The organism is Burkholderia sp. PR2 (genome assembly GCF_052372875.1).
Taxonomy (GTDB): Bacteria; Pseudomonadota; Gammaproteobacteria; order Burkholderiales; family Burkholderiaceae; genus Burkholderia; species Burkholderia diffusa.
The window spans coordinates 75,293-101,496 of record NZ_JBQRWH010000003.1 but is presented as its reverse complement, the minus strand read 5'-3'; the positions used below and the strand labels follow the sequence as shown (position 1 = coordinate 101,496).

Genomic DNA, 26,204 nt, shown 5'->3' with positions numbered 1-26,204 from the left:
CGTCACATCGACGGAACGACCGTCGCCTTCAGCATGATGATCTGGAACGTCTTCGACTTGTTCCATGACCCGGTGAGCCCACCGATGCCCGCATTCGTCGTGCTGTCGGCGTGATCCGTCATCGCGCCGTACAGGACAACCGTCTGCCCATCAGAGAGCGCGATTGTCTGATCGTCCTTGGTGCCGATGGTGTGCGCCAGCTGGATCTGTTGCTGTGTCTGGCCCGAACCTACCCCCGCGCTGGTGAAGGGGCCGTTCAGCTTCGAGCTGTCTGCCCAGTACGCGAGCACGATCTGGTTGTGGTCATTGACCGCCGGCAGCACGTTGACGAAGTCGCCCGTGGTGATCGTGCCAGGCGTCAAGCCAGGCACACCACCCGACGTCGCGTTCAGCGTCCCAGCTGACGGCGACGTCGAGCGCAGGTAGTCATCGCTCTGGAACGAGGCGACCGACACCGGCAGCCCGTTGAGCGTCATCTTGGTCATCGTGTTGTCCTGCACGGTGCGGCCGTACTTGTTCAGCGCATTGATCGCCGCGTTCGTGCCAGAGAACGGGGCGTCCGGGCGCAACACCGAGACGCCGACCGAGCCGCCGCCCGTTGCCAGCGACGTCGGCGACGCGAAGCTGATCGCGTAGCGCGCGAGACCTGCATGCATCGCATTGAATACGACATCCGCGTTCGCGCCCGCCTCACTGCCCTTGCTCAGCGAAATCTGGATCGTGCGCACCGTGACCGCGACCTGGCGCGTCGAGATTGCGTTCTCGTGCTGCAACAACTTGCCGATGTTGTCCGCCGCCTCTTTCGTGTCGTACACCATCACGAGGCGACTCTGCGGGTTCACGCTGACGCGGCCCATCGGCGACTTCAGCTTGTCGATCTCGGCGGTGATCGAGGCAATCTGGTCGAAATCACCCTCGCGACCGGTCGACGTCTGCGCGGAGAACGAGCCAGTATTGCCGCCCGAACTGCCGCCGCTGCCGCCACCCGATTGATTACCGGTCGACGTGTCCATGCCTTTGCTCATCGTCGACTTGATCGAGACCTTGCCGGGGATCGCGGCAATCTGATACATCCGCGTCACGAATCGGGACACGTTGATTGACCCGCCATCGAACGACCAGTCCAGGCCGAGATCGGTGCTCATATTGCGCATGTACAGGCCGACTTTGCCGGTGAAGGGCTGCCGATAGACCGGCTCTTCGGTCTTCGCGGCGACATTGCGGGTCTGGGTCTTTCCGTCTCCCTGACCAGGCACCAGCGAGTCGCGCGGGACGAATACATCCGGGCTCAGATGAACCGGATAGCCCGTCGCCGTCGAGATCAGCGTCGCGATCTGCCTGATGCCGAGGTTCGCCGGAAGCGTGACGCTTTTCTCGCGGAACACGGCCGGCAGCGTGGCCTCGTACGCGAGCGGCACGAGCCGGTCGCCGAGGAACGCGGTCGGCACGTCTTCAACGAGGGCCATCGACTCCGGGCCCTTGGCCAGCGCGTCAGAAATCGTGCGGTGCGCGGCGTCGTAGCTGTCGTTCACGTCCTGCTGCGTCACGGCACAACCCGTGGCCAGCACGGCGACCGCAATCACCACGGCGAATTTCAATAGGTGCATGCGCATGGTTCTCAGTCCTGGCAATTGCCCGCGCGCACGATCACGCGGATGACTTGATTGGTATGGCGGCACGCGCGCGTCGGCGTGCGCATGTGGTTCGTCGCCTTCATGACCTGTTGCAGCACGGAAGTGAAGTCGCCGGTGAAGGTCGCGTTGAATTCCAGCGGCAAGTCGTCGTCGATCTTCCACGCGAGCTGCCAGCCCTGCTGCTGCAACCAACGATCGAGGGCGTCGCGCAGGTTCACGTCCTGCGGCGTCACTGAAAACGTCAGCGTGGTGGGCGTCGATGGTGTGCTGGCACCGGGCAAAACCACGGCGGCAACGTCGGCCGAAGTCGACGGGGCAGCGGGCGCCGCACTTGCCACGGACGTACTCGCAGGGGTGTTGCTGGTCGCTGGCGCCTGCGGCGTGACCTTCGGAACGGAAGCCAGGATCTGCCATCCGTCGGGATCGACGGCTGCGCGGACATTCACGGTCGTCGCGATCAGGGCCGCGGCAACAAGAGCGCGCGTTAGCGCGCGGGATCGGTGGGTGATCAGCATGGTTATTGGCCCTGCATGAGGCGGCGGTAAATCGCGCTCGCATAGACGAGCTGCTTCGAAGGCGTGACCGCGTTGTACGCACCGACCGCCTTCCAGTTCGGCCCGAATTGCTTGATGTTCGCGGCGAGTATCCATGCGCCGACGTACGCGCTCACGCAGGCGTTGAACAGGTGTTCGCGACGAATCCCGTACTGCGAGAGCTTGGGCAGCCAGGACGAATTGATCTGCATCAGGCCGATGTCCTCGCTGCCATTGGAATTGCGGTTGATCGCGTCGGGGCGCATGCCAGACTCGTGCTGAGCGATCGCGCGCAGCAGCCGCGGATTCAGCCGGTGGTACATGGCCGCGTCATCGATACAGTCGGCGCGGCACACCGCGGCCGCGCCAAACAGCACGCACGCGAGAATCGAACGAAGGCCGATCACGATGCCGCCCCTCCCTTCGATTGCGCGACACTCGGTGCCGCTGCCGGAGCCGCCGACGGCACCTCCCGATAGGTCACTTCGTGACGACGCTTCACGTTGACCACATTGCCGTCGGCGGTGACGACGAACTGGTCGTCGGTACCTTCGAACATGTAGTAGCGGCCCTTCTGCTCGCCCACGCCGAGATGCCGCGTGTCGGTCACGCCGACCTTCACCACGGATTCCGCGAACTTGAAGTACGTGCGTCCATCCCGATCGAACACGGCTTCGAGCCGCGCATGGTTTGGCTGATCAAAGTCGTAGACGGTCTTCGCGTCGCGGCTGACTTCGACGCGATTGGATGCGTCGGCCACGACGATGCGCTCGGCGCGATCGATCGTCATCACGTTCGTCGTGGGATCCCAGCCCGGGTGCAATGACTTGCCGCCCAGGGTCAGGAAGGTCACGTCCTTGCCCGGCCGCGCGGCGAATCGAATCTGCGTGTGCGTATCGTCGCCATCGCGAATCGCTTGCGCGCCGAACCGTTCGGCCAGCTGCGATACCTGCGCCGGCTGCGCAGAAACGTTGGCGACGACCGCTTCCAGCCCGGCCTCGTCGGTCCGGCGCTCGCTTGCCGCATAGTTCAGTGCGGCGGACTTCGGCACGTCGCGATGCAACCGAATGTGGCGCGCACCGAAATCGACGTCAGCGTACAGACCGGTCTGCGTCAGCAGCCGATCCAGCGCCTGCAGCCAGTTTTCGCCGTCACGCGTGTCGAACGCAGCCGAATTCGTCAAATCGACGTCCTTTTGCGCGGCACCGGTCCACCCTTGCGGTACCAGTGCCTTCACGACGTTCGCGACGGGCGTTGACGTGTGCAGAGGGCGAACGGGCTCGAGCGCACCGCGCGTGCCAATAATCGTCAGTCGGTTGGTAAAGCCATCAAACCCGGCCGGCTGATCGTCGTGCAGCGCGGCGAGCGTGCCGGTGCCGCCGATGAACGTGTTCGCTTTCTTCCAGCGCGCGGTCGCCGCGCGCCCCGCGACCTTGTAGCTGATTGTCTGCGGCGTGCCGTCGACCACCACATACGGTCCTTCGTTGTGGCCGCCGTCGGCGGTGATGACCTGACCGGCGCGGGGCTGGATATAGGTCTTTGCGCCATCGTTGAAGATCAATGCCGGACGCTCAGCGATGCCGCCCATGATCTCGTAATCGAAATCGAACGGATCGGTGTTTGCCCCGTGAGCGATCCCATAGGAAAGTGCGACGCATGCGCAAGCGAGGCGTATGAGCGCGCGCTTCATCGGCTTGCCTCGATCATGGAGAGATGACGCACGAATCGCGCGAGATAGGCACGGCCCGGCGTCGGGTTCGCGCTGTGGTAATAGGCAATCGCCTTCTCCACGGAACCAGTGCGTGCGTAGTTCTCGTTCAGGATCTGCTCGGCCACACGCACATTGGTCGCCGGCGCGAGTGCGTCCCAGGCAGAGGCGAAGCGCTTGCCATGAAAGCACCAATTAATCTGCAACAAGCCGACGTCAAAATCGCACCGGCCCCGCGCGATCAGCATTTCGATCGCCTTATAGGCGTCCATCCGGGATTTGAAGAACAGCCCCTTACCGGCAACGTTCAACGTCCACGGCCAGGGCCGGCCCTTGTAGGCCGATTCGTTCAATGCGATGCCCGCCAGTACCTTCGGATCGACACTTGTTTGCAGCAGCTCGAACGGTGCCACGGTCGGCGCACATGCCCAGCCACCCCGCCCCTCGGTCACCGCGGCTTGCGCGTCGTCCGACAGCACGGGGGGCTGCAGCCAGCCGCGATCGGCGAGCAGTTGCTCGAGCGAGACATCGCGGCCGTCGATCGTCACGCTGATGCCTGTGTCCGGCCCGCTGCGCACCGGTTGCCCGACAAGGGGCGCCGCCCATTCGATGAACGGCTGGAGGCCGCAGAAGTACACCGGCTTACCAGGCAACGTGACAACCTCGCGGGCCTTGCCACTGGAGATCACGACGCTCACCGGACTGATGACGTTAGAAATCGTGGTCGCTGCATGCGCGCTCGAGACACCGAGCGCCAGCGATGCAATGAAAAGGAGTCGCTTCATCATGGGCGGTACGGCTCCAGGACCATGTCGCGGTTGACTTTGAGCATGAAGTGGCGCTCGCCCGGGTCGGAGGTGATGGTGGGCGGGATGTTCTGGTAGCGGCTCAGCACGGATTGCGTGGTTTGCGCGGCGACCTGCCCTGCCGTACTGCCGACTTGGGTGACGCCGAGCGGGCCGGTGGTCGTGGAGCTATCGCCCCCGTCGAAGCGACGTAGCAGGATGGCGGTCAGGAACGACGCACCGTAGATCTTGAGGAAGTGGTTGTTGACATGCCCGGAGAACCCGGCGGCCCCGTTGCCGTCAGCACCCTGCGCGCCGTAAAGCGGCACGTGCTTGCCGTTCGGCAGGCGCATTTCAGCGCCGGCGACAAGGATCGACTCCTGACCGGGTTGGACGTCCGAGCTGTATGGCGCGGTAATGGTCGTGCCCCACGGGATCACGAGGCAGGTGCTGGTGAGGCTGTCATAGACGTCGCGCTCGACGACGAGCGAAGCCGTGCCGGGACGATCGGAGTTGAGCGCCTCGGCCGACAGCACGGGGATTTTGGCAGGCGGCGACAATGTACAACCGCGCGACTGGCCGACGAAGCCCGTACGGGGAAAATCTCGACCGTTCTCGCTTTGCAAGGCGACGTTGCGCATGAACTCGTTATCGCGTTGCTGCGTCGTCATTGCGCCGGGCGCTTGTCCGCCCTTGGCAGCGGCCGCAGCCTGTGCGATCGCGGCGTTCGTCGCTGCCTCTTGCGCGGCCGCTTGCTGCAGCATCTGCTGCGGTGTCAAAACACCGTTCGGCACTTGCTGTTGCTGCTGGGCATTGGCGGCTGGCGTTTTCAGGCCATCCTTGAAAATAGGCGACGCGTAGATATTGTCCTCAGCCGTTTTCGCCTTGAGGTCCGTGTTTCCTTGATCCGGAACGAGCGAATCCGCCGAGAGATTCGGCTTCTTGTCGGCGACCGGCGCGGAAGCGGCACGCGCGGCCGCTTCGGAGGCCGCGCGTCGCGCAGCAGCCTGCTGATCGGCAATGATCTTGTCGACGTCTTCCGGACGATTGCTCTTGTCGATGCCCTCCGCCGCGCGCTCCTTCTTGAGCCGAAGCGCCTCTTCGTCCGCCTTGCGACTGTCCTGCGTCTGGTAGTAGAAGCCGATCGCACCAATTGCGATGGCAGCGATGCTGCCCACCGCGATCAGGGCGTTACGGGGCACCTTTCCCTTGACGAGTGAGGCTTGTTCCGGCGACAACGTGTCGGTCTGTTTGGCCATGTTGCGCGCTCAGAAACCGAACAGGCCGCGGCGGCCACGCTTGATCGTGACCACTTCGCCCGCGCGCGTCAGCGTGATTTCGTCCGCCAGCTGCTGGACAACGATGTATGGCCCACGCCGGATAAAGTTCGGGCTGACGATGTCTCCGCCCTCTCTTACCGTGGGCACGGCGAACGGCGCGTTTTGAGGCAAACGAATCCAGACGAACTTGCCGTCGTCGAACACGGTCTCCGGCTTGATCGCGCCGGACCCGGACACGGTGTACTCGAAATTCAGCTTGTCGGGCGTCACGCCGATCGGGCCGGAGTCTGTTTGCGAAGCAACACCGGACAGGCTGCCTTCCGCGCTGTCACTGCCGCCGCCCTCGCGCGCACGGACTTTCGCCATCAGCGAATTCGGATAGTTGAAGCGGACTGACTGGTAGAAGAGGCCACCGACCGGCGACGACACGAGCGTCATGTCGTACTCGCGCATGTTGGTGGTCAAGTGCAGCGTGTTCACGAGGCCCGGTTTGGTCGGCTTCACGAAAACGTGATTCGCGCCGTCGGTATCGAGCATCCATTGGATGGAGTCACCGAGCGCGGGCTCCGCGGTCAGCACCTCGCCGCGCGCGAGCTCGATCGTTGTCACCTTGAGCGGTGCCGTCATGACGCGGAAGATCTGGTCGCGGCTGTACGGAAACACGGCCATGCGCGCATCGCCCGGCATGGTGATCGGATCTGTGCCCGAGTTGTACGGATTCACCGGACTCATCGGATCGCCGATGATCGTCGCAAAATCGAAGTTCGGTGTCGGTGGAAGCACTGGCGACGCGGGCTTTGCCGCAAAAGCGCTGGCCGTCGCGATCATCGCGACCGCGCCGCACGCAGCAAGGGTACGGAGTCGTTTCATGCGGCGGTCTTCTGCAGTGTCCAGAACGGGTAATAGACCCCAAAAGGGTTGTTACCGAGTGCGTCCTCTTGGGTCGGCGCAACGATCTGGTAGCGCACCGTGAGGGCGTAACGCACAACGACGGGCTTGTCGGACGGCGTCTGGGTGGTGGACGTGGTGAATTCAATGATTGCCGTGGAGTCCTCGAGGAGGGACACGTTGGTCACGCGGGACTCACGTACGAGCTTCGGGTTCGTCGTGATTTGCTGGAACGGCGCATCCTGCTTCAACCAGTCGGCAAACTGATTGCGGGCGTTGCCAGTCATCTGCTGCTTGACCGCGTTGATGTTCCTGGCCATGCGCGACGACTGGATGTCATCGGTCAACACCGGCTCAATCGTGAACCAGCGTTCGACGGTTTCGCGCAGGGCCTTGCGCTTTGCCTGGTCGTCTGGCTTGTAAGAGGTCAGTTGCGTCACGATGGGGTTGCCGCCGGCATCTGACGAAACACCGTAAGCCTTGACCACGGAAGGCGCAGGATTGCGGGTGTACACGGCACCGCCCGCTACGATCGCGAGGAGGAAACAGAAGGTCTTCCAATGGTTGGCCTCCACGCGCAGGCGCGTGGACTGGTCGAAGATGATCTGCTCAGGATCTTCGTTCGAGTAGAAGCCCGGCGCAGGCGACAAGGCGACCTGCTTCTTGCTTCGTGGGAAGAGTCGAGGGAAACGCATCGCGGAGATTCCAATTGGGCCGGTTCAATTGGAACAGCCGTGCCAGCAGCGCAACGCGGCAAAAGAGGTGCGATTTGGGATACCTTTTTTCCTTGCCCACAATCCCACCGCGAATTCGATACGCTCACGTCAACCGGTTGAGGGGGTTAAACCGAAATGATGTGCAAAAACACCCCTCTTTTGATCCTTGCTGTCGATTCGAGGTGCAATAGACTACTCGCGAGCAGTTTCACAAATTTCACGGCAGATGAGCGTTGGCTTCCGACAACTTGGTCCGAATAGACATCGAACGCGAAAGGCAGCGAGCAGCTGCGATGGAGATCCACTCGATGCTTCGCAAGGGAGGCGTTTCACCTGTAGAGCTGGGCCGGTTCTATCGAACGATCCTTGACGATGGAATCTGCTCGAATCAAGTTGACCTTGCCCGGCTGTTCTCCACGTCTACTGGTGTTGTATCGAAGGCCCTGCACGCATCTACCTTGCCTGAGCCTGTTATCACCGCATTGGGAGGTTCCGACCGAGTTACCTTCCGTGTCGCCGAGACGCTCGCAAAACTCTTGACTTCGCTTGGCAACGACGTTGTCTGCCGAAATGCCCAAAAGATTGTCGACGGCAGGACGCTCCCGATTGCGGTAGTCCTGGCCGCGCTCGCCGATGGGAGCGCGATAGTACACGGCGGCCGCCTCGTATCGGTCTCGGTCGCGGCCAGCGGGAGATATTTGAAGCTCGAGGTCGAACCGAGAGCGATGGCGCGCATCCTGAGCCGCATCGCTGAGTTCTCCGAGGCGATCGACATGTCGGCACGAAGGATATGTTCGGTGAGCCGCCCATAACGGCTCGATAAGCCCGTGTTGCAGAAATTTCGCACGGTGCAGAACGACGTCGTGCGAAATGCTTTGTTAATTCAACGGCTTGGACGGGGGTATTTTTAGTACCCCCCTCAACCGGTTGAGCGGCAGGGAGGTAGTCGCGACAACGCACGCTACCTTCTTTCGACCCAGACGACGGCTCGATCTTCATCGCGCTATCGCAATTTTTCCCACGTGACTAGCCATGAACAAAGGCGAAATTTCGAACTTCCCGGATTTGGATACGGCGATAGCAGCGCATAGAGCGCTCGTGGCCGCGTTCGCCTCCCCGGTGCGAATGGGTCGTTTTTATCTGAAGGTGCTGGAACAGAATCTGTGTCCGACGCAAGCTGCGCTTGCGAGGACGCTGAATGTGTCGCCCTCAAGAGTCTCGCGATCGATTGCGGCTGCTTTGCTTCCGATGCGAGTTCTTCGATCGTTCAGTGATGAGGATCACATCACGTTTGAGATCGCCGGCGCGATCTCGAAGTTGATTCGACAGCACGGCAAGCAGCTCGTGACCAGCCGTGCTCTTAGTGTGCCGGGAGGCTCATCACCTGATGTCGTGAAGTCGATATTGTTGACTGGGAAGATCCAGGCCGAATGCCTTCGGAGTGAGGAGGCAGTTTTGTTCAGCCTATCGGTCTGCCGCGGTCATGGTCGTCGATACGTGCGATTGGATTCGCCAAACATTGATCGCATCGTCCCAGTCCTTGCGAGGCTGGAAGATCTGATGAGGGCGTTTCTTCCGACTTTGATACGGTGACGGTCGCAGAATATGACGATCGTGCCAGCATCTGGTTACTGGGAGTACTGATCCGCTTTGATCTGCTCTAGAAATCCTGGACACAAATGAGTGTTCGTGTTTCGGAGGCAATTTTCCCAATAGGAACGGGAGGTTGGCGATGAAGCGCAAGCAATAAGATCACGTCCACTTTATTGACCTTGCGTCAGCTTGATACGACGGTCACTGCCACCTGAAGGAAGAATGATGAAGGGAAGCAAGCCATCCCTGAGTCACATTCCATTCGCCAGATGGAGACATCTCAGCATCGACTCGCCTCATATCGACCTCGTGGTTCCCCATCTTCCCCTACAGCAAGATCTGCTGAACGCTCTCCTTCCGTCGGTCCTTCCGCGCAGACGCTGACGGTATTCGGTAAGCGGGTGACAGATTCCGACCCGGGAGGTGTCGCCACACAATTGGTGACATGATCCGACCCAGTTCTGCCCGCCGCCGGCTATCACGATATTGGCCGTCCCAAGGCAATGGTGACGTTTTCCGACCCAAGATATGTGGACGGGTGACATTTTCCGACCCGCAGCTACGCTTCTCAAAGGTGACGAATTCCGACCCACCGACTCCCCAGCGAATAGTGACAAATTCCGACCTCCTGATTTCCCGGCCTCAAAAGTGACGTTTTCCGACCCGATGTGCTGCTCGAAAGGTGACACGTTCCGACCTGCACGGGGAATGGAAGGTGACAAATTCCGACCCGGTTGGCGCTCTGAGAAGTGACATATTTCGACCTGAGGCAGAAGCACTGGCTCCTCTTTCGTACGCTGGCATTCGCTCCAACAGTGACATTTTCCGACCCGAGGTCTCTCCCTTTCTAAGACATTTTCCGACCCTCCGCGATGGCTTCTTCTTTGTGGGCCCCTCGGTCATAGGCTTAGCATTCATAGCTCGCCAAAAAGGTGACGTTTCCCGACCCGGCAGTCCGAGGCGTCATTGATACAGACGCCTTTCTGGTTAAAAGTGAGTGAGTACTTAGTGTCTTTTGGTCAGTGAGGTCGGAAAGCGTCACCTTTTGGGACGTCAAACCAGCCTTTGCCTCCCATGAGGAGCGGATCGGAGGGACCGCAGACGCGTTGAGGTCGGAAAATGTCACTTTTGACCTGGGCAACGAGCGTCGGAGGCAGGTGTGGGGTGGGTTTTGTTGTATAGGAGCAACTTTCTAACGGTGCTCTTTGTAAGACAGTTTATAGAACCGTTTGTAAAACCTTTTGTAAACGCTGTGCCCTACTCCGCACAGGCTTGCCAGTTAAGGCTTTGCCGGGGGTCACAGGCGAGAAACTGTGACGTTTACCGACCTCGAGGTGACGCAATCCGACCCTAAGTAGACACAAAGCGGGCCAGAGGTGACAAATTTCGACCGTTATCCACAACGGTGACTTGCACCCTAAGCATGTCACCTTATAATTGCGTCACTTCCCGCTGAAGGTCACCTTTGTGAACAAAAAGGCAAAAAATCAGCCCGAGCCGGCTCAGGTCGAGATCGTTGAGATCGAACCTCTCCAAATCGAGCCGTTGGACGAACCGCCTCTGGACGGTGATGGTCGAGTGCGGGGCACTGTTGCCATGAGCCGAGCGCTGGTGAATGCCCAACAAGGGCTGACTCTGAACGAGAAGCGAGTCATGATGGCGGCGCTTCGATGCATAGACAGTAAGAAGTCACCATACTTGCATGGTAAGGGTAACGGCTATGTGAGCGTTCGTGTTCGAGCCGACGAGTTTGCTGCCCTCGCAGCTCTTGCTCCCAGGTCCGGCGAGAAGCAGGCAACCGCTGCATACGAGGGGCTGAAGGAAGGCTGTGCGAGTCTTCAAAAGCGCCAATTGACGTATATGGATGGCCCAAGGAAGGTGGTACTGAATTGGGTGTGGAAGGCGGTTTACCACGAACGAGAAGGATGGGCCGAAGTTTCCTTTTCTCCGGATCTAACGCCTCATATCTTCATGTTGCAGCGGCGTTTCGTCTCGTATCAACTTGAGTTTGCCCGAGGGCTACAGTCACTTTACTCGTGGCGGCTCCTCGAACTGCTGATGCGAGAGCGAGATCGGGGCCGGCTCCTGATCACGTTGGAAGATTTCCGGCACGTGCTTGAAATTCCGGCGACGTACCGCTTTGCCGACATCAAGCGTCGGGTAATCGAAACCGCAGTGAACGAACTGAACGCGAAGGCGGATCTTGTTATTTCCTGGACGCCCGTGAAGCTCGGCCGCGCTGTGAATTCGCTCGATTTCAAATTTATCCAGAATCCGCAAAGCCGCCTGGCTTTGGACGGCGAGGTACCCTTTGCGGAAACAGGTGCTGAGACGACTGCCGAAGGCTGATGCGTAAGGGCTTGGCTTCGGTCGCTGCCTGCTTGCCGGCAGTCCGCCGCAGCATGAATGCTACCCAAGTGCTGTTTCCACAGCGGCGGGTGGCGCCGGCGTATCGCATGCCTACTTCAGTTGGTGCCCATCCTCTGCAAGGAGCTTCTTGAAGGCCGCGACGTACGCCTCGGCTTTTTCCGCCGAACCGAGGACGAGATCCACACGGACTTTCCCGTCACCCCATTCCTTGATTGCGCCAATCTCGTTTCCGTCGTCAGTTGACACTTTGTACTGGCGCGAAAGAGACTTCCGTGGAGCCCGGCCATTCTCGAGGCTTTCGCGGATAGCCTTCACCTTCTGAAACGGTAGCTCCTCGTCACGAATGCGCTCTGCAAATGCCAAGGTGCGCTTCTCGTCCGATACCTTAAGGTACAGGGTGAGTTCATAGCTAGTCGAGACGCCGAATTGTTTGGGGTGCGAAGCGATCACGTCTAGTACTGGCTGCGGAAGATCCAACAGCGCGAGAATCTTGCTGACCTTGGATTTGCCCTCCTCAACCAAGACCGCCAGCTCATCGTTCGATTTTGCATGGCCCTGATCGAGTAGCTTCTTGTACCCGAGCGCGACGTCCAAAACGGTTTCTTGTTCGCGTTCGTTGTTTGCCGCTCGAGCGAGGCGGTAAAAATCGATCGGATCTAGGCCTTCGAGCAGTTTCACGTCCAGCGTCTCGGCGCGATTACGGAGCGCCCCTAGCTTTCGAAACTGGCCGTCGATCAAGATTGCGCGATCAGGGAATTCGGGATGGCGCCCGGCGAGTACGGGGACGAGTTGACCGTCTCGCGCCATTGAGGCTGCGCGGGCTGCGATCAACTCTTCCTTATAGATCGTACGACTGTTGAGGGGGTTATCGTCGATAAGGCTGATCGGCATGGTTATGTACCGCGCCTGTACCTTCCCTGCTTGCTCCAGGTTTGCCAAGTAAGCGTCTGCTGCGGATTGCACCGGAGCGGCAACATTTTCCTTGGGCTGTTCCAACAGGCTGCTTCGGCCGCTCAGTGCGTCGTCGACACGGTCGAACCTAGAAGGTGCAGCTGCTTCGCGCATCGTCTGGTCGCGCTTTACGCCGGCATTAAGCGCAGCAGAGAAATCTTTCTTTGTCATGCTCGCACCTCGAGGACTTCGAGAATTTCGTCGACAAGGTCATTCAGTTCTTTATGAGCGGCTTTCGCCGAGCGCAGTTGGAGAACCGTCGCTCCCGATACCTCTGCTTCTTTGTACGCAGTGCGGAAGCCGAGCTTCGTTTTAAGCATGGGGAGTTCGTCGTCGCCGGCCGCAGCTTCGAAGATCTGCTTCACGATCGTGACGTTTTGATTCATGTTCGCGAACGATCGAAGTTTGAGATCCGGGTTACGGATCTGTGCTTCCATACCCAATTTCTTGGCCTCTTGGACCGCCCAGAGGTTGCCCCCCGAGGCTGCAATGGGAATAAGGCCCAGATCTGAAATAAGCAGAGCAACAGAGGGCGCTGCCGATTTGATGGCCGGCGGACAGTCGATGACAATGAAATCGTAATCATTGACGTACTTCGCGATCTCCCGATCGGGACGGGGGCTAAGTGCCAAGTTTGAAATGGCGGCGGGATATGGTCGATCATCCGGGGCTGCGCCGACCGAGAGTGTCGCAGTTCCCTGTTCATCCAAGTCAACGAGCATGGTTCGGTAACCTCGCATGCCGAAAGCACCTGCGATGTTGGTGGAGGTCGTTGTCTTTCCCGACCCCCCTTTCTGATTGAAGACGGCAATAATTTTCGCTGGCATGCATTCCCCTTATCCATTCAGTGCCCGAGATAGGGCAGTTTCTACGTAGAAACTGCCCAGGGCGGCTGAGGAGGATATTAGGATGGCACCCGAAAAACATCAAGAAAAATGGCGAATTCTGAGGGGATTTTGTAGCGAGCTATCAACAAATCCCGTCACGGAAGGTCCGCTTTCGGGGGGTCGATGCTCGTTGAGTTTCTACGTAGAAACTGGAAGCCGGCGTGAAGGCCTGCAGTTGCAGATAAGGTCTGAGTCGAACTTAAGTCATTGGATTTCTTGATCGAGCATTTGCGTCGCCGTAGCATGACGACCAAAGTTTTCTCTGGTACGGACCAGTCCGGAGCGGCAAGTTTCTACGTAGAAACCTGCCCAATGGTGTCGAGAGTTGGGTGACTTGATGTGGTCAACGCATATCACTCCCGGCTCAAACGGGATTTTTCTTTGGGCCAGCTCCTGGGCAGTTTCTGCGTAGAAACCGGCGTTACCTCGCGCCGCGAGAAGTACAGGCAACATCTTGTCTTTGTGTTGAGCGTGTACTGCGCCCGCCTGGAGGAGCTAGTTTCTACGTCGAAACTGAGACAAGGGTGTCGTGTCCGATCGGCGTCGACCCTCTGCCCTCCGTCCATCACCGTGCGTTCAAATGTATCCATCGATATCTCGAAGTTCCGACAGATTCCGAAAGGAACGGCCGACGCCAAGCGCCGCTTTTTGCCTTATATACTGAATTTTTCTATTGCGTCTGGCCGGTTGGGCCTGATGGGATGAATGGGCGTTCAGAGCGGAGGGGCGACGCGAACCCGGATAATCTGGGGGTTTGAACTTGCCTGGGCGGCTAACTACCAGATTAAGTCCGACTTTTGTCTTGAACGCGCTTCAAAGTCGGAGTTTATATAGGAGATTTGGTTGACGGGGCTCGGTTGGAAGGGGCAGGGCAACGCCATGTCGGCGGCCATGTGTGCGTCTACTCGTCCGGAGGAGCGGCTAACCGTTTGCCAAAATACCGTGACGTCTCTTCAATCATCCGCTGTTGTTCGGCTTGCACATAGATGGAGGTCGTTTGCAGTGAAGCGTGGCCCAGTACTCTCTGGACAACGTCGAGCGGGACATCATTTGCTACGGCAAGCGTTCCAAAGGTATGCCGAAACGAGTGGGGAGACAGACCAGCCAGCGTCGCGCTCGTCTGCGGGTCAATGTCGATAAGCGCGGTGATGAGTTGCTTTCGCACCCACTCCATTAGATCGTTGAGGCCGTTTGGTGAGTACGGTTGGCGCACCTCGCCTCCGTGCTTGCGTTGTGCGTGCTTGGTGCGCGGAATTCGCACGGGTGAGATCAATGGACCGAACGCGGCCGTATCAAAATCCTCGCCACGATCGCGCCAATGTGCACGCAGCGCCTCGACCGTATCGGGGCTGACGGGTACAGTGCGCTCTCTGTTGCGCTTGCCAACCACGGACAACTGCCAAACGGCGTGGTCGGGCGCAGCATGTGGAGATCGGGTGATTGCGTCACGATGCGCATTGGCGACTTCTTCGCGGCGCAAGCCTGAGTCTCCCATCAATAGCATCAAAGCCAGCGCAACTCTCCACTGAGGCGGGGCAGGGCGTTTGTCCGATGAATCTGTAATTCCGGCGGCCTGACTTGTTGCATGCGCACGGATCCGGTCCCAGAGCGCCTGCGGCAGCGCGCGATCCACCTGCAGTTTGCGCTCCCGTGTTACAAGGGGCGGGTCGTTGACTGCCGTCCACGGGTTGCCCGCCAGATAGCGGACTTCAACGAGCCAGGCGAAGGCCGCTCGCAATGTGCGCACGGCGTAGCGCTGGGATGAAGCGCTGAGGTGCCCATCAACGAATGGGCGCCAACGGTGAGACGTGCGAGGCGCCCGCGGACCGACGAATTCTTCGGAGGGGGCTTTAAGAAACTCTTTGTATGCTTCGCAGTCGTCGACGAGAAGCGAACTGAGGGGTTTGCCCCTAATTTTTACCGCCCAAAGGAGAAAGCGCTCGAGCTCCTTTGTGTACGCGCGCAGGGTCTTGGGCTGGTCGCGGTACTGATACAAATATGCGCGCACTGCCGCGAGATCGTTCGGGGCCTGGATATACGGGAATAGGGCAGCCCGGTTTTCGCCACTGCTGCCGGACAAGGGATGGGCGACTGTCATACGATCGAGCGGCGCGAGCACCCTGTCTCGACCCCCGACCTCCACGATCTGTCCATCTGGCGCAGTAAGCGGATCGCGAGCGTCAACGTCTGTTTCGACCCGGCCGATCGTGGCCTCGTGCTTCCGAAGCCACGCAACGATACGACGTGCACGCCCTGGGCCGATGCGCGGCACCGCGCGCCACCATGTACCGCCGCGGGAGTTGCAAAACGCTACAAGCTCCGCGAGAGTCATGATATGCCGTGCCTTCAGGCGCACGGCAATCAGCGGTCGGAACCACATACCAACTGCATGGCCGGCTTCTGGTTTGGCGACGGCAAGCTGGGCAGCTTGTTCCACCATCTTCAGCGATACCGCGGCAAGTCGTGCGCTCCCGTGCTTCTTTGCAGACGCCTTTAGATGCTCGGCTAGTACCGGGGAGCCGTGTTCCAGGGCTAGTGCGACCAGATCGGCTTGCATGTCGCGCATTCGACGTTCTACTGCCGATGCCGTAAGCGGGTCACCGTTCTCGTCGTCCCCGAGATACAGTCGGCCAATCGTCGCTGGGGGAACGTGTTGGACAAATGCCCGCAGGGCCGCGAAGTCGTTTCGGGTATAGGTGCGCTGATGCGCTACGGGTTGGGGCTTGTTGGCCATCTAGCTCGGTTCGCTCGTTGGTTTGCCGCAAGATCAGTTCAGCATGTTCGGTCGGGGGATATGCTGGGCGATAGCCCTGCACCGGCTTGCTAGAAGGGCATTCCGCTGGTTCTGTGCCCCTTATTCAGCAAGGCGTAAAGCGCCGTACCCCCATTTTATGCCATTAAACGTAACCGTGATAATAGGACTTATCACGGTTAAATTAATTAGGGTTCGATTCATGGGGCGATCGTCCCTGTTCGGGCCACGCTGTCGGCGCGATGGGGCGGCGAGCGCCGGCCAACGACGCGTGCCCGATATCGGCAACAGCGTGTGCCGGGTGTCGGCCTGGTCGCGAAGCGTGAGGCGCAAGCCTGGTTTCTGTGCGGGGGCAGGCGGTCGCCGGCGCCGCCACCGTATTGACTCTCCGAGGTTTGCGTGTCGGCCGTGGTGTGCGGTAGGGTTCGGCTTTGACTTGGTGAGCAGGAGGGTTCATGAACAAGCAGGAACTCATCGACGCCGTTGCTGCAGGTGCCGGCGTCAGCAAGAGCGAGGCAAGTAAGACGGTCCAGGCGATGTTGGACGTCATCACGGAGGCCGTGAGCCGTGGCGAGGCGGTGCAGCTCATCGGCTTCGGCGCGTTCTCGCGGGGGCAGCGCGCGGCGCGGACCGGTCGCAATCCGACGACGGGGGCTGAGATCGCGATCGCCGCAGCGAACACGGTGAAGTTCGCTGCCGGCAAGGCCTTTAAAGATATGGTGAACGCGTCGTGACGCAGCGGGAGGTTGAACAAGCCACTTACGCGGGCCTGCACCGTGAGATTGCTGAGGTGGTCGCGTCCACCCGCGCGGCCGCGGCCCGCAGCGTGAACGCGCTGATGACGGCGACGTACTGGGAGATCGGGCGGCGGATCGTGCTGTTCGAGCAGGGTGGTAACGAAAGGGCGGCCTACGGCGAGGCTGTGATCCGGCGCTTGGGTGCAGACTTGTCGCAGCGGTTCGGCCGTGGCTTCGGGTGGCGCAACATTGCCCAGATGCGTGCTTTCTATCTGGCCTGGCCGGCCGATCGGATTGTGCAGACGCTGTCTGCACAATCCACCGCCTCCAAAATTGTCCCGACACCGTCTGCAAAATCGGCCAAGCGATTATCCGTTGCAGGGGCCGAGGCCACGCCGCTTGAACTCAGCACGGTCGCGCAGGCGTTTCCGTTGCCCTGGTCAGCCTATGTGCGCCTGCTTTCGGTGAAGGCGGCCGCTGCGCGTGATTTCTATGAAGCCGAGGCGCTCCGTGAAGGCTGGTCCGTGCGTCAACTCGACCGTCAGGTGAGCAGTCAGCTCTACGAGCGACTGGCGTTGTCCCGCAACAAGGCGACTCTGCTCGGAAAAGCCGCTGAACCGGAACCGGGAGAGTTACTCACACCTGAGGAGGCGATTCGCGATCCGTTCGTCCTTGAGTTCCTCGATATGAAGGACGAGTACTCGGAGTCGGATCTCGAGGCCGGCTTGATCCAGCATCTCGCCGACTTCCTGCTGGAGCTCGGCGATGATTTTGCTTTCATCGGTCGGCAGCGGCGCCTCCGGATCGATGACACCTGGTTCCGTGTCGACTTGGTGTTTTTTCACCGACGACTGCGATGTCTGCTCATTATTGACCTGAAGGTCGGGCGCTTCAGCTATGCCGACGCCGGACAGATGCACCTCTACCTCAATTACGCGCGCGAGCACTGGATGAAGCCCGGGGAAAATCCACCGGTGGGTCTCATCCTATGTGCCGAAAAAGGCGCCGCAGAGGCTCATTACGCGCTCGACAACTTACCGAACAAGGTTCTCGCGGCTGAATATCAGACGGTATTGCCAGACGAAGCCACGTTCGCACGAGAGCTCGAGCGCACCCGAATTGAGCTGGAGCGGCGCGGGCGCGGCACATGAGTTTGCGATACGAATCCGGTATGAAGGGAGCTTAGTTCCGCGGCAAGAATCTCCCGCGGATCCCGAATCCAATGTCATTTCGATCTCGAGTTGAACGCCGAGATCCATTTATGCGAAAACACTCAACCTTGCGTCGTCGGCCGCTCACGAAGGCCCAGCTTCTACCCCTTCCGGCGGAACAGATACGGCGCCTTGCGCTCAAACACCATCTCGCTCTTGCCGCACTCTGTGAAGGCCGCGGCGATGTCGATGCCATCGTTACGTTGTCCAACGTGCTGGCTCTCGCCGTCTGTTTATCTGCTGACGAAGATGCGGAGCCGTGTCGTCGAGCGGGCAACGCGCTTGCTGAATGCATTGCACGCGCCGAGCATGGTGACCCGTGGACTTTGAACGACTCAGAGCGTACGGTGCTCAAGGCGTTGGTCCTTCTCCATGATGAGCAGCTTTCTGTTGTTCCAGTCCATCGCTACCTCGATGCGCTGGAGCAATTGCAGCGCACTAACGTACCGGACGTTGATTTGGCAATTTAGCAGGATGCGCGACCAGTCATCCCGCAAATGCTCTATAAGGTCCTCACAGACAGCCGGAGGAATCCACTGGGCAAAGCGACTTTCTAGATCAGGCGCATCGGAGTGCTTCCCCCAGCTGAAAGTTTCTACGTAGAAACTTTTGCTATCTACGCAAGGAGGTTCGCCGGGCAGTGCTCGCTTGTGTCTCGGACCGCGCTCGGTTTGCCATGCGAAGGTGGCCGAGTCGTTGGCGGCAGAAGTGAAGGGGTCGATAGTAAGGACTATGTTACCCTTCATTTCAGGACAACCTGAAAAGCGACCGGTGTCGATCAACTCGGCCGTCGCTCCGCGCGCGGCGGTTACACCATATGCGGATCGCCGGCCCCTTGTTCGGGAGCGACCGATGTGAAACCATCGAGCAGTGGGGTCGAATTTTCGACCCTCGATCTGGGGGCACGCCGTGGACAACACCCACCTGTTTTTCTGGCAACAGTACCTGTCCGACTACCTGGTCCAGTGGCAAGCGCGTCTGCAGGGGGCAGCTCAGTCACTCACCGACGCGCAACTGGCCCATACCAGCGACGCCGAGCTGGCGGTCGCGCTCATCGCCGCGTACCCGATCGCGATCCTCGAGATTGATCAGGCGGCCGTGCCGTCGCCGGTTGTTGAGGATGCGCAGGTGGAAAAGCGGACGGTCTTTGACGACCGGGTCACCGGGCCCGGGCTGCGTATCACGCAGCGCCTGCCGTTCAGTGGAGACCGTGCCTTGTGGGATTGCCGGCCGTCTACCTCGGACCTGAACCCACCGCGCGGTCGAGTGCTCAACGGCGCTATCGTCGAGCTTCGCATCGAGGGGCCGATCGAGCACAAGGATCTGCTCACACAGCAGCTTCTCGACTATCGTTCGCAGATCGATGTGAACCTTGCGCGGCAGAAGAAGGAGATCGCAGCCTGCGTGGCGCAGGCTGCGGGGCCGCTGACGCATCACGTTGCGGCCCGTCGACGTCATCTCGACGAATTGGCACAAGTGCGCCGCAACCTCGGCACTTGATTTCGACCCCTCTGGGGCATCGCTCGTGCTCCAGATTCGGCAGCGCCGCGGAATTCGGCCCGTGGCGGTCGCTAACACAAACAAAGTTGTGTCGGTCGAAATCTTGCCCGGCTCGCGCGCCTCTGCTGCTCACGCGCGCCGACAACGCGCGTTGCGCTGAGGAAGGGTAGGATCTAGACGATAGTTCCGATTCCGCCAGAGGTGTGGTAGGTGCTCGTTTGCGGAAGCTTCGCTTCCCCCGTATCCTATAGTGCGTGATCTAGGAAACACGATGACGACGACCAAATCCACATCCCAACGCTTTTCCAGGACGGCAGGCGCTCCGCGACCAGCCGCGTCGACCCGCAAGCAGGGTAAGGTGAGCGGGCAAATGGCCGCGAAACCCGTGGTGAAGCACGCACACGTCGCCACGATCGCCAAACGGGCGGTGACGTTTGTAGGGTCAAGTGAAGTCAAATCGGAGATCGCAAATGCGGTGCGGCGCGAGGTCGGTCGCCAGTTGCGGGTAATGGGTGCCGCATCACCGGCCGTTCGGCACGATGATGAAACGCTGCGCGCAGTGCGTGCCTATGCTCGCGAAGTCTTCGGTAGCGCGCAAAAAGCGAATCGTTGGCTTGAGCGACCGTCGGTTCGCCTCGGCGGCGAAAGTCCGGTTTCTTGGCTGCAAACTCACGACGATCCAGCCGACGTATACAGCGCGTTGGACGCGATTGCTTACGGCGCTCCGGTCTAATTCATGGTGGTGTACCGTTTGTGCGCCGCAGCGTGGGCGAATCGTCAGCTCGCGCTGAACGGCGAAGGCGCTGCCCGGTATGGACAACGCTGGAATCCCGCTGGCCAACGCGCGGCTTATTTCGGGTCGTCGCGAGCATTGTGCGCCCTCGAGTATCTCGTGCACGTTGGCGATGTCGAAGACGTTCCTGAACTTCGTATGGTTCGACTTGAACTGCGCGATGACCTTGGGCGTTACGAAGACTTCAGCGATGAACAGCGCCGTCGGTTGCCACGCAACTGGCGTGAACGGGATGCACTGTCGCGCTGCCAGCAATTCGGCGGCGAACTGCTAGGCCCAACCGGCAAGCTCGGTTTCAAGGTTCCTTCTGCGCTGATACCCGCGGAGTGGAACATCGTCCTGAATCCCGACCACCCCACGTTTCGCGATTCGGTAGTGTCGTTCCGCAGCGAGGGGCCGTTTGTCTATGATCCGCGGCTGCTGACGATCGGCCAGTCGAGGTAGGGTGGCGGATGGCTCAGGAGAAGAGAAAACTACAATGACCAACACTTCTCAATGCGATTCCGACGACGATCCGATCTCCGTCAATTGCAAAGGCAGACGGCTATCTGCGCGACGAGATTCGGGCACCCACGGGGACCCCACCAAAACGCTGCCACCTTGAAAGTGCGCTTTGCCGAAACCGATGACCGACTTCCATCGACATGCTGGAACTTGACAGTTGACGGGAACCAATTCGGTCAAAAGCTGCTGTTCCATGACCGTCTCCGGACAACTTTCTCGACGCGCGCGGACGGGCGAGCGCGCAACCCTTACATCGCGTCGGCCTGCTACTTGGCAATGATAATATTTCCGTCCAGTTCGCCACGCCGGTCACGCGACAACGGCACGTCCGAGAGATCCATACGCAATGTACATTGACAAAATTACGCTCACGAACATACGGGGATTCTCGACGCTCGAGTTTTCGTTGGCTCGTAAGGACGGAGAGCACGCCGGTTGGACGGTATTTACAGGCGACAACGGTTCGGGTAAGAGTACCCTTCTGAAGGCTATAGCGGTTGCCCTGACGGGGCGTGACACCGCCCGCGCTCTGCAACCGAGCTTCAACGGATGGGTGAAAGATGATTCCGTCTCACAGGGAACAATTGAACTCTCTCTCGTGCACGACGATGGAGCCGACGAATTTTCCCCTTCCGGGCGAACTCCCCAAAGAGCGTTCCAAGCCAAGATAACGTTGGTTCGCGAAGGAAGGGATACCCGAACAGGACTACTGCTGCCACGGACGTATTCGATTACATTGAGATGTTCTACAACCCGATTCGCCGGCATGGTTCCGCCGGCGACCTGTCACCTGTAGAGTTTGAGCGGCGCTACGCGCTAAACGGCTCGTGAGTGTCTATGAAACTCTGGCCGGTCCAACCCTTGCGACTGGATAACATAGATTCGAAGTTTTCGCTTCACCTTACATGAGGTTGCCGAAAGCGGATAGGGTCGAAACTCAGGTGACAGATATAAAGGAGAAACACAACGATTACCTTGGGTGTTTGAATGAGTTCCAACAAGCGCCTCACCACTCTTCCCAGCAATACCACCGTCGACGACATCCTAGAATGTTTCGAACTGGACGGCGGATGTATTGTTCAGAACATGCTTAGCCCAGAGACCCTCGAGGGTCTCTGGGCAGACATCGGACGCGAACTTGATGGGTCGCCCGAGGGCGATGGCGAATTTGTCGGTCGACATACGCGGCGCGTCTCGGGCCTGTTCAACCGCTCTCTGCGTATGGAAACGCTTATCACTCAGCCGAAGCTTTATGAAGCTGCAGAGCGGTGGCTCGTGAAGCCTTTCAGATACTGGCTCAACGACAAACAATGTGAAGCCATACCTTGACGTAGGCACATCATGAGAAAAGACATCAATTTTCTGACAAGCGACGGACTTCAGCTTGCTGGCTGGTTTTACAGTCCCCCCGACCATTTTGCGCGACCCTTTCCGGCCATCGTTATGGCACACGGCTTCACAGCTGTGAAGGAGCAATACCTGGACCGATACGCAGAAGTGTTCGCTGCGGCTGGGTTCGGGGTTCTCGTGTACGACAACCGAAATTTTGGTGATAGCGAAGGGGCGCCTCGTGGTGAGGTCGACCCATTGTTACAGGTTCGAGACTATCGGGACGCCATCACGTTCGTGCGGTCGCTGGACGGCGTCGACGCAAATCGAATTGGCGTTTGGGGCTCAAGTTACAGTGGCGGCCACGTGTTACAGGTAGGAGCGTTTGACCGACGTGTCAAATGCGTAGTCACGCAGGTTCCTGACATAAGTGGATCGTTTGATTTGCGTCTGGCTGTACGGCCGGACCTGCTGACGTCACTATTCGATGCTTTCGAAGATGACAGGCGCAGACGCTATGACGGCGAAGTCCCGGTGTATCTTGAAGTCGTCAATCAGGATCCGAAGAGCGACTGCGCTTTGCCTGGGCAAGACTCTTACGACTTTTTTGTCGACAGCCAGCGCGAATTCGCGCCGAACTGGCGCAATGAGGTCACGTTAAAAAGTATCGAGATGCTCAACGAGTATGAGCCCGGCGCGACCATACACCGGATAAGCCCAACGCCACTCCTCATGATTGTGGCAAAACGCGATACGCTGACAGTCACCGACCTAGCGCTAGACGCATACGAGCGCGCGTCGCATCCAAAAAAACTTGTGTTGCTCGAGGGAGGGCACTTCGACCCGTATATCAGACACTTCGGCGAATCGTCAACCGCGGCAGTTGATTGGTTCAGCCGGCATCTGCAACCGAGGTAGTGCGGCCGATTCTTCTTCCAGTTCGCGTCGTTGCTTGTGTCGGTCTCCAGGCACGACCAATGACGTTTTTATGGCTGCTTCTGTCAGTGGGCAACTTGGTCCAGCACGCGGGCGGACGTCGGCTTGCAACGAGAGATCGTCACCGACGGCAATTCGCCGAAGAACTCTTGATAGTATTTCGAGAACCGGCCAAGGTGACCAAATCCCGCGTCCAGCGCCAATCCCTGAATCTTTTCATTCGGATTAGTCATCAGGGAGCGACGCGCGATATTGAGCCGCACCGAACGCATATAGTTCGACGGTGACATACCAATCACCGTTTCAAAGCTGTATTGTAGCGTGCGCCGACTTACACGTAGACGGCTGCACAGGTCCAATACACCGAATGCTTCGTCGTGGAAGTTTTGCGCGAATAATTCGCAGCTTTTATCCACGATATAAGCCCTCGTGGTCGAACTTATCGGACTTAATTCAGCATCGACATCGGCGCAAACTATCTCTCCGGTCGCAGCGAGTATCCGGTCGATACTGTGCGCCGTGCAAACACCCTCCGACGCCAAACGGTCAAGTTCCCTGAAATGAGCCTGGAATTGGGAATGGAAGTCCGACGTAGTACCACCTATCGGCTTAATGAAGTGTTCGAACGGAAGAGATTCCCGGATAGATTTCGACTTTACGTCGAACGATTCGAAGAACAATCCCTTGTCGATGGTGAGGATGTTTGCGTGAATCGGACTCTTGGCTATCGCATGAATGGTCTTGCCGGACGAGACGAACACCGTTTCGGAGTTCACGAAGCGCCCGTTGAGCAACACATCGCTTTCTGAAAGCAACTGAAGAATCAGAATCCGGTCAACTGGGACGTGACCAATCTGCTCAAGAAACGGTGTCCGTACGGTTTCAGCACAAACGCGAACGGCGTCCCCAAGGGAATGGTCTCGCATCACACCGTCAAAGGGTCTCTTGCCACCCAGAGCGTGATACTTGTTGTCTTCCCACTCCTTGAACGTCCGCGCGTGCTGAACCACGTCCGACGAACGGGACACGTCATAGCGGGAAGTCGAATCGGCAGTGAGTGTAGACATAAACAACGACTCTTCAGACAGGTGACGGCAACTCTGCACGTACGCAAAGCCCGTGCCAATCGGGGCGTCTCTCCATGAAGGGGGAAACACCCCATGTTGTACTCAATGAGACCAGCTTTTCCCATCATGCGAAATCGGGAATAACGCGTAGCCGCAACCATTGGCACCACTAAGGTGCGCATATGCACTGGGACATCGTGCGACTTATGGGGGCGGACCGACATCAAGAAGGTGGTCTCAGCTCTGTCTCGCGGCCTCCGATTCGACGCCTGCCGAATCTGGATATGTGAGTGCTACTTCCGCTGATAGTTTGGGGGCAACAAGCAGACAGCCGCCCACACAGACGGGAGCGGCCATAGCATCTTCAACGAATCATGGATTCTGGTGTGTAGACTCCAACGGAGACGACATGGATAGGCTTAAAGGCAAGATAGCTATGATTACGGGAGCAGGGTCTGGAATCGGTGCGGCTACCGCATTCCGATTTGCCCAGGAAGGAGCATCTTTGGTCCTTGCAGACCTTAATTTCGACAATGCTCAGGCCTTGATGAGTTCGCTACGTGACATCGGAGCTACCGTGCACAACACCGTGCTTGATGTCAGCAAGGAAGAACAGTGGATCGAAGCTTTCAAGAACGCGATTTCCACGTTCGGGCAGGTCGATGTACTGATGAACAACGCAGGCATCGCAATCGAAGGCAATCCGGAGGAGATGCCGTTCGACGAGTGGAATGCAGAGCTCAACGTAAATCTGCACGGCGTCTTTCTCGGTACCAAGCATGGCCTTAAAAACATGAAAGCGCGCGGCGGCTCCATCATCAACATGTCCTCGATTGAGGGCATTGTTGGTATTGCGGAATACGCCGCCTATTCTGCAGGTAAAGCTGGCGTCCGCAATCTGACCAAGGCAGCAGCATTGCATGCTGGCAAGCGAGGCTATCGCATCCGTGTGAACAGCATCCACCCGGGATACATCAAGACCCCGATGGTCGGAGACAATCCCGAAGTCCTTGCAGAGCTCACCAAGAAACATCCAATCGGATTTCTGGGTGAACCTGTCGATGTTGCGAACATGGCACTCTTCCTCGCTTCTGACGAGTCCCGGTTTTGCACAGGAGCAGAGTACATCGTCGACGGCGGTTTCCTGGCTCAATAACACGATTCAGATAGGTACAAAATGAAAACTGCATTGGTTACGGGCGCCGCATCAGGCATCGGTCAAGCAACAGCCGTTCGCTTCGCACAGGCTGGTTATGTCGTATATGGCGGCGATTTGGATACCCGCGGACTCGATGAGACGTTAAGTCTCTCGAGGGGCGCGTCGGGTAAGTTTGTGCAATGCGCCCTGGACGTCCGGGACGAATCGCAGATGGCTGCATTCGCTGCCAAGGCAGCAAGGGAACAAGGAGGCGTACACGCCGCAGTCAATTGTGCGGGAATCGCGCGTACCGGGCTGGTCCACGATATGACGCTCGACTCCTGGAACCTCACCGTCTCGGTCAATCTCACGGGCACGTTTCTGCTCGCCAAGCACGCCATTCCTCATCTACAGGCTGCCGGGGGCGGTGCTTTTGTCGCGGTAAGCTCTGACGCCGGCGTGCGCGGTGCGTCTGGATACGCCGCATACTGCGCTTCAAAACACGGCGTCATTGGCTTGGTTCGCTGCCTGGCGCTCGATTACGGTCGGGATGGAATCCGCTCAAATGCCGTTTGTCCTGGCTTCGTCCAGACGAAGATGATGGACCAGTTGTTCGCTGAGGCGAGCGACCCGGAGGCAGAAAAAGCGTCTTATCTGCGCGAGGTGCCAAACGGGCGGTTCGCGCGTCCACAAGAAGTCGCGAATGTCATCCTCCACCTCGCATCGGATGAGGCCTCTTATACAAACGGGATCTGTTACTCCATTGACGGTGGCGTGACCGCCGGCCACTTCGAGTAAAGGATGGTCGAGCTGCTGGCAGCGAGACTGCTAACGGCTAGCGACTGTCAAAACCACAGAAGCTGCTTGACTTAACTGTAGAAGTTCAGACTTG

General features: G+C 58.9%; 26 protein-coding genes and 2 pseudogenes. 15 read left to right on the top strand and 13 right to left on the bottom strand.

The genetic code is table 11. The features are described from left to right. Positions 1-2: 2 nt before the first annotated feature. Genes ACT2FV_RS16075 through ACT2FV_RS16040 form a run of 8 tightly spaced genes read right to left on the bottom strand, consistent with a single transcriptional unit; the run spans position 3 to position 7,523 of the window. A complete protein-coding gene (locus ACT2FV_RS16075; RefSeq protein WP_444504498.1) occupies positions 3-1,613 on the bottom strand; it encodes a type II secretory pathway protein in 1,611 nt (536 codons plus the stop codon). Between the two features lie 5 nt (positions 1,614-1,618). Continuing rightward, positions 1,619-2,149, bottom strand: coding sequence for a toxin co-regulated pilus biosynthesis Q family protein (locus ACT2FV_RS16070; RefSeq protein WP_012367224.1), 531 nt, complete (start codon positions 2,147-2,149; stop codon positions 1,619-1,621). Positions 2,150-2,151: 2 nt separating this feature from the next. After that, a complete protein-coding gene (locus tag ACT2FV_RS16065) occupies positions 2,152-2,574 on the bottom strand; it encodes a lytic transglycosylase domain-containing protein (protein WP_325090418.1) in 423 nt (140 codons plus the stop codon). Beyond that, positions 2,571-3,857, bottom strand: coding sequence for a TrbG/VirB9 family P-type conjugative transfer protein (locus ACT2FV_RS16060; protein WP_444504497.1), 1,287 nt, complete (start codon positions 3,855-3,857; stop codon positions 2,571-2,573). Before ACT2FV_RS16060 ends, ACT2FV_RS16065 begins: the two co-directional genes overlap by 4 nt. Next, entirely contained in the window at positions 3,854-4,663 is an 810-nt protein-coding gene (locus tag ACT2FV_RS16055; RefSeq protein WP_444504339.1) for a transglycosylase SLT domain-containing protein, read from the bottom strand. The genes ACT2FV_RS16060 and ACT2FV_RS16055 overlap by 4 nt, the downstream gene beginning before the upstream one ends. After that, the gene (locus ACT2FV_RS16050) at positions 4,660-5,919 is read right to left on the bottom strand and encodes a TrbI/VirB10 family protein (RefSeq protein ID WP_012367228.1); all 1,260 of its coding nucleotides are present in this window, start codon (positions 5,917-5,919) and stop codon (positions 4,660-4,662) included. Before ACT2FV_RS16050 ends, ACT2FV_RS16055 begins: the two co-directional genes overlap by 4 nt. Before the next feature lie 9 nt (positions 5,920-5,928). Then, a complete protein-coding gene (locus ACT2FV_RS16045) occupies positions 5,929-6,810 on the bottom strand; it encodes a TrbG/VirB9 family P-type conjugative transfer protein (RefSeq protein ID WP_444504338.1) in 882 nt (293 codons plus the stop codon). Beyond that, on the bottom strand, positions 6,807-7,523 hold the full coding sequence (locus ACT2FV_RS16040) for a type IV secretion system protein (RefSeq protein ID WP_124664105.1): 717 nt from the start codon (positions 7,521-7,523) through the stop codon (positions 6,807-6,809). The genes ACT2FV_RS16045 and ACT2FV_RS16040 overlap by 4 nt, the downstream gene beginning before the upstream one ends. 314 nt (positions 7,524-7,837) lie before the next feature. Here ACT2FV_RS16040 and ACT2FV_RS16035 point away from each other — a divergent pair, with 314 nt between their 5' ends. From ACT2FV_RS16035 to ACT2FV_RS16025, 3 genes are all read left to right on the top strand, one after another. After that, positions 7,838-8,356: a hypothetical protein gene (locus ACT2FV_RS16035; protein ID WP_226118044.1), complete on the top strand. Its 519-nt coding sequence runs from the start codon at positions 7,838-7,840 to the stop codon at positions 8,354-8,356. A gap of 220 nt (positions 8,357-8,576) precedes the next feature. Next, on the top strand, positions 8,577-9,137 hold the full coding sequence (locus tag ACT2FV_RS16030) for a hypothetical protein (protein ID WP_444504337.1): 561 nt from the start codon (positions 8,577-8,579) through the stop codon (positions 9,135-9,137). Positions 9,138-10,604: 1,467 nt separating this feature from the next. Next, positions 10,605-11,486, top strand: a complete 882-nt coding sequence (locus ACT2FV_RS16025) for a replication initiation protein (RefSeq protein WP_175712526.1) — start codon at positions 10,605-10,607, stop codon at positions 11,484-11,486. A gap of 111 nt (positions 11,487-11,597) precedes the next feature. Here ACT2FV_RS16025 and ACT2FV_RS16020 read toward each other — a convergent pair whose 3' ends face one another. The 3 genes from ACT2FV_RS16020 to ACT2FV_RS16010 all read right to left on the bottom strand — a co-directional run bounded on the left by ACT2FV_RS16020 (position 11,598) and on the right by ACT2FV_RS16010 (position 16,079). Next, complete coding sequence (locus ACT2FV_RS16020; protein WP_444504336.1) at positions 11,598-12,629, bottom strand: ParB/RepB/Spo0J family partition protein; 1,032 nt, start codon at positions 12,627-12,629, stop codon at positions 11,598-11,600. Further along, a complete protein-coding gene (locus ACT2FV_RS16015; RefSeq protein WP_175712524.1) occupies positions 12,626-13,285 on the bottom strand; it encodes an AAA family ATPase in 660 nt (219 codons plus the stop codon). Before ACT2FV_RS16015 ends, ACT2FV_RS16020 begins: the two co-directional genes overlap by 4 nt. A 961-nt stretch (positions 13,286-14,246) precedes the next feature. Further along, complete coding sequence (locus ACT2FV_RS16010) at positions 14,247-16,079, bottom strand: phage integrase family protein (protein WP_444504335.1); 1,833 nt, start codon at positions 16,077-16,079, stop codon at positions 14,247-14,249. A 473-nt stretch (positions 16,080-16,552) separates the two neighbouring features. Here ACT2FV_RS16010 and ACT2FV_RS16005 point away from each other — a divergent pair, with 473 nt between their 5' ends. The 6 genes from ACT2FV_RS16005 to ACT2FV_RS15980 all read left to right on the top strand — a co-directional run bounded on the left by ACT2FV_RS16005 (position 16,553) and on the right by ACT2FV_RS15980 (position 20,782). Continuing rightward, positions 16,553-16,831, top strand: coding sequence for an HU family DNA-binding protein (locus ACT2FV_RS16005; RefSeq protein ID WP_226118052.1), 279 nt, complete (start codon positions 16,553-16,555; stop codon positions 16,829-16,831). Next, complete coding sequence (locus ACT2FV_RS16000) at positions 16,828-17,985, top strand: PDDEXK nuclease domain-containing protein (protein WP_226118054.1); 1,158 nt, start codon at positions 16,828-16,830, stop codon at positions 17,983-17,985. The genes ACT2FV_RS16005 and ACT2FV_RS16000 overlap by 4 nt, the downstream gene beginning before the upstream one ends. A 110-nt stretch (positions 17,986-18,095) precedes the next feature. Beyond that, entirely contained in the window at positions 18,096-18,515 is a 420-nt protein-coding gene (locus ACT2FV_RS15995) for a hypothetical protein (protein ID WP_151047967.1), read from the top strand. Positions 18,516-18,954: 439 nt separating this feature from the next. Then, a complete protein-coding gene (locus ACT2FV_RS15990) occupies positions 18,955-19,545 on the top strand; it encodes a hypothetical protein (RefSeq protein WP_444504334.1) in 591 nt (196 codons plus the stop codon). 271 nt (positions 19,546-19,816) lie between these two features. Further along, positions 19,817-20,278 carry an MbcA/ParS/Xre antitoxin family protein gene (locus tag ACT2FV_RS15985; protein ID WP_444504333.1) on the top strand — a complete coding sequence of 154 codons (462 nt, stop codon included), beginning with the start codon at positions 19,817-19,819 and terminating at the stop codon, positions 20,276-20,278. A 3-nt stretch (positions 20,279-20,281) separates the two neighbouring features. Beyond that, positions 20,282-20,782 carry an RES family NAD+ phosphorylase gene (locus ACT2FV_RS15980; RefSeq protein WP_444504332.1) on the top strand — a complete coding sequence of 167 codons (501 nt, stop codon included), beginning with the start codon at positions 20,282-20,284 and terminating at the stop codon, positions 20,780-20,782. A 48-nt stretch (positions 20,783-20,830) separates the two neighbouring features. Here the strand turns inward: ACT2FV_RS15980 and ACT2FV_RS15975 are convergent, their stop codons facing one another. Continuing rightward, the gene (locus tag ACT2FV_RS15975) at positions 20,831-21,037 is read right to left on the bottom strand and encodes a hypothetical protein (protein ID WP_444504331.1); all 207 of its coding nucleotides are present in this window, start codon (positions 21,035-21,037) and stop codon (positions 20,831-20,833) included. A 151-nt stretch (positions 21,038-21,188) separates the two neighbouring features. Here ACT2FV_RS15975 and ACT2FV_RS15970 point away from each other — a divergent pair. The 4 genes and pseudogenes from ACT2FV_RS15970 to ACT2FV_RS15955 form a co-directional block, all read left to right on the top strand. Continuing rightward, positions 21,189-21,479, top strand: a pseudogene (locus ACT2FV_RS15970) (AAA family ATPase); the annotation flags it as partial. 44 nt (positions 21,480-21,523) lie between these two features. Continuing rightward, positions 21,524-21,673: pseudogene (locus ACT2FV_RS15965) on the top strand (IS3 family transposase); the annotation flags it as partial. 156 nt (positions 21,674-21,829) lie between these two features. Next, positions 21,830-22,171: a hypothetical protein gene (locus tag ACT2FV_RS15960; RefSeq protein ID WP_444504330.1), complete on the top strand. Its 342-nt coding sequence runs from the start codon at positions 21,830-21,832 to the stop codon at positions 22,169-22,171. A gap of 12 nt (positions 22,172-22,183) precedes the next feature. Further along, on the top strand, positions 22,184-23,089 hold the full coding sequence (locus ACT2FV_RS15955; RefSeq protein WP_444504329.1) for an alpha/beta hydrolase: 906 nt from the start codon (positions 22,184-22,186) through the stop codon (positions 23,087-23,089). 83 nt (positions 23,090-23,172) lie between these two features. Here the strand turns inward: ACT2FV_RS15955 and ACT2FV_RS15950 are convergent, their stop codons facing one another. Next, on the bottom strand, positions 23,173-24,174 hold the full coding sequence (locus tag ACT2FV_RS15950; RefSeq protein WP_444504328.1) for a helix-turn-helix domain-containing protein: 1,002 nt from the start codon (positions 24,172-24,174) through the stop codon (positions 23,173-23,175). A gap of 409 nt (positions 24,175-24,583) precedes the next feature. Here ACT2FV_RS15950 and ACT2FV_RS15945 point away from each other — a divergent pair, with 409 nt between their 5' ends. Both ACT2FV_RS15945 and ACT2FV_RS15940 read left to right on the top strand, forming a co-directional pair. Continuing rightward, positions 24,584-25,330, top strand: coding sequence for an SDR family NAD(P)-dependent oxidoreductase (locus ACT2FV_RS15945; RefSeq protein ID WP_444504327.1), 747 nt, complete (start codon positions 24,584-24,586; stop codon positions 25,328-25,330). A gap of 21 nt (positions 25,331-25,351) precedes the next feature. Continuing rightward, positions 25,352-26,110 (top strand): SDR family NAD(P)-dependent oxidoreductase, encoded by a 759-nt coding sequence (locus tag ACT2FV_RS15940; RefSeq protein WP_444504326.1) that lies wholly within the window; start codon positions 25,352-25,354, stop codon positions 26,108-26,110. Positions 26,111-26,204: the final 94 nt, after the last annotated feature.

Coding starts and splice junctions, on each gene's coding strand:
- ACT2FV_RS16075 (WP_444504498.1), bottom strand. CDS start 1,613: ATGCGCATGCACCTATTGAAATTCGCCGTGGTGATTGCGGTCGCCGTG.
- ACT2FV_RS15985 (WP_444504333.1), top strand. CDS start 19,817: ATGACGACGACCAAATCCACATCCCAACGCTTTTCCAGGACGGCAGGC.
- ACT2FV_RS16030 (WP_444504337.1), top strand. CDS start 8,577: ATGAACAAAGGCGAAATTTCGAACTTCCCGGATTTGGATACGGCGATA.
- ACT2FV_RS15945 (WP_444504327.1), top strand. CDS start 24,584: ATGGATAGGCTTAAAGGCAAGATAGCTATGATTACGGGAGCAGGGTCT.
- ACT2FV_RS16070 (WP_012367224.1), bottom strand. CDS start 2,149: ATGCTGATCACCCACCGATCCCGCGCGCTAACGCGCGCTCTTGTTGCC.
- ACT2FV_RS16040 (WP_124664105.1), bottom strand. CDS start 7,523: ATGCGTTTCCCTCGACTCTTCCCACGAAGCAAGAAGCAGGTCGCCTTG.
- ACT2FV_RS16060 (WP_444504497.1), bottom strand. CDS start 3,857: ATGAAGCGCGCGCTCATACGCCTCGCTTGCGCATGCGTCGCACTTTCC.
- ACT2FV_RS16045 (WP_444504338.1), bottom strand. CDS start 6,810: ATGAAACGACTCCGTACCCTTGCTGCGTGCGGCGCGGTCGCGATGATC.
- ACT2FV_RS16005 (WP_226118052.1), top strand. CDS start 16,553: ATGAACAAGCAGGAACTCATCGACGCCGTTGCTGCAGGTGCCGGCGTC.
- ACT2FV_RS15950 (WP_444504328.1), bottom strand. CDS start 24,174: ATGTCTACACTCACTGCCGATTCGACTTCCCGCTATGACGTGTCCCGT.
- ACT2FV_RS16035 (WP_226118044.1), top strand. CDS start 7,838: ATGGAGATCCACTCGATGCTTCGCAAGGGAGGCGTTTCACCTGTAGAG.
- ACT2FV_RS15940 (WP_444504326.1), top strand. CDS start 25,352: ATGAAAACTGCATTGGTTACGGGCGCCGCATCAGGCATCGGTCAAGCA.
- ACT2FV_RS15995 (WP_151047967.1), top strand. CDS start 18,096: ATGCGAAAACACTCAACCTTGCGTCGTCGGCCGCTCACGAAGGCCCAG.
- ACT2FV_RS16055 (WP_444504339.1), bottom strand. CDS start 4,663: ATGATGAAGCGACTCCTTTTCATTGCATCGCTGGCGCTCGGTGTCTCG.
- ACT2FV_RS16010 (WP_444504335.1), bottom strand. CDS start 16,079: ATGGCCAACAAGCCCCAACCCGTAGCGCATCAGCGCACCTATACCCGA.
- ACT2FV_RS16050 (WP_012367228.1), bottom strand. CDS start 5,919: ATGGCCAAACAGACCGACACGTTGTCGCCGGAACAAGCCTCACTCGTC.
- ACT2FV_RS15955 (WP_444504329.1), top strand. CDS start 22,184: ATGAGAAAAGACATCAATTTTCTGACAAGCGACGGACTTCAGCTTGCT.
- ACT2FV_RS16015 (WP_175712524.1), bottom strand. CDS start 13,285: ATGCCAGCGAAAATTATTGCCGTCTTCAATCAGAAAGGGGGGTCGGGA.
- ACT2FV_RS16020 (WP_444504336.1), bottom strand. CDS start 12,629: ATGACAAAGAAAGATTTCTCTGCTGCGCTTAATGCCGGCGTAAAGCGC.
- ACT2FV_RS15960 (WP_444504330.1), top strand. CDS start 21,830: ATGAGTTCCAACAAGCGCCTCACCACTCTTCCCAGCAATACCACCGTC.
- ACT2FV_RS15975 (WP_444504331.1), bottom strand. CDS start 21,037: ATGGAACAGCAGCTTTTGACCGAATTGGTTCCCGTCAACTGTCAAGTT.
- ACT2FV_RS15980 (WP_444504332.1), top strand. CDS start 20,282: ATGGTGGTGTACCGTTTGTGCGCCGCAGCGTGGGCGAATCGTCAGCTC.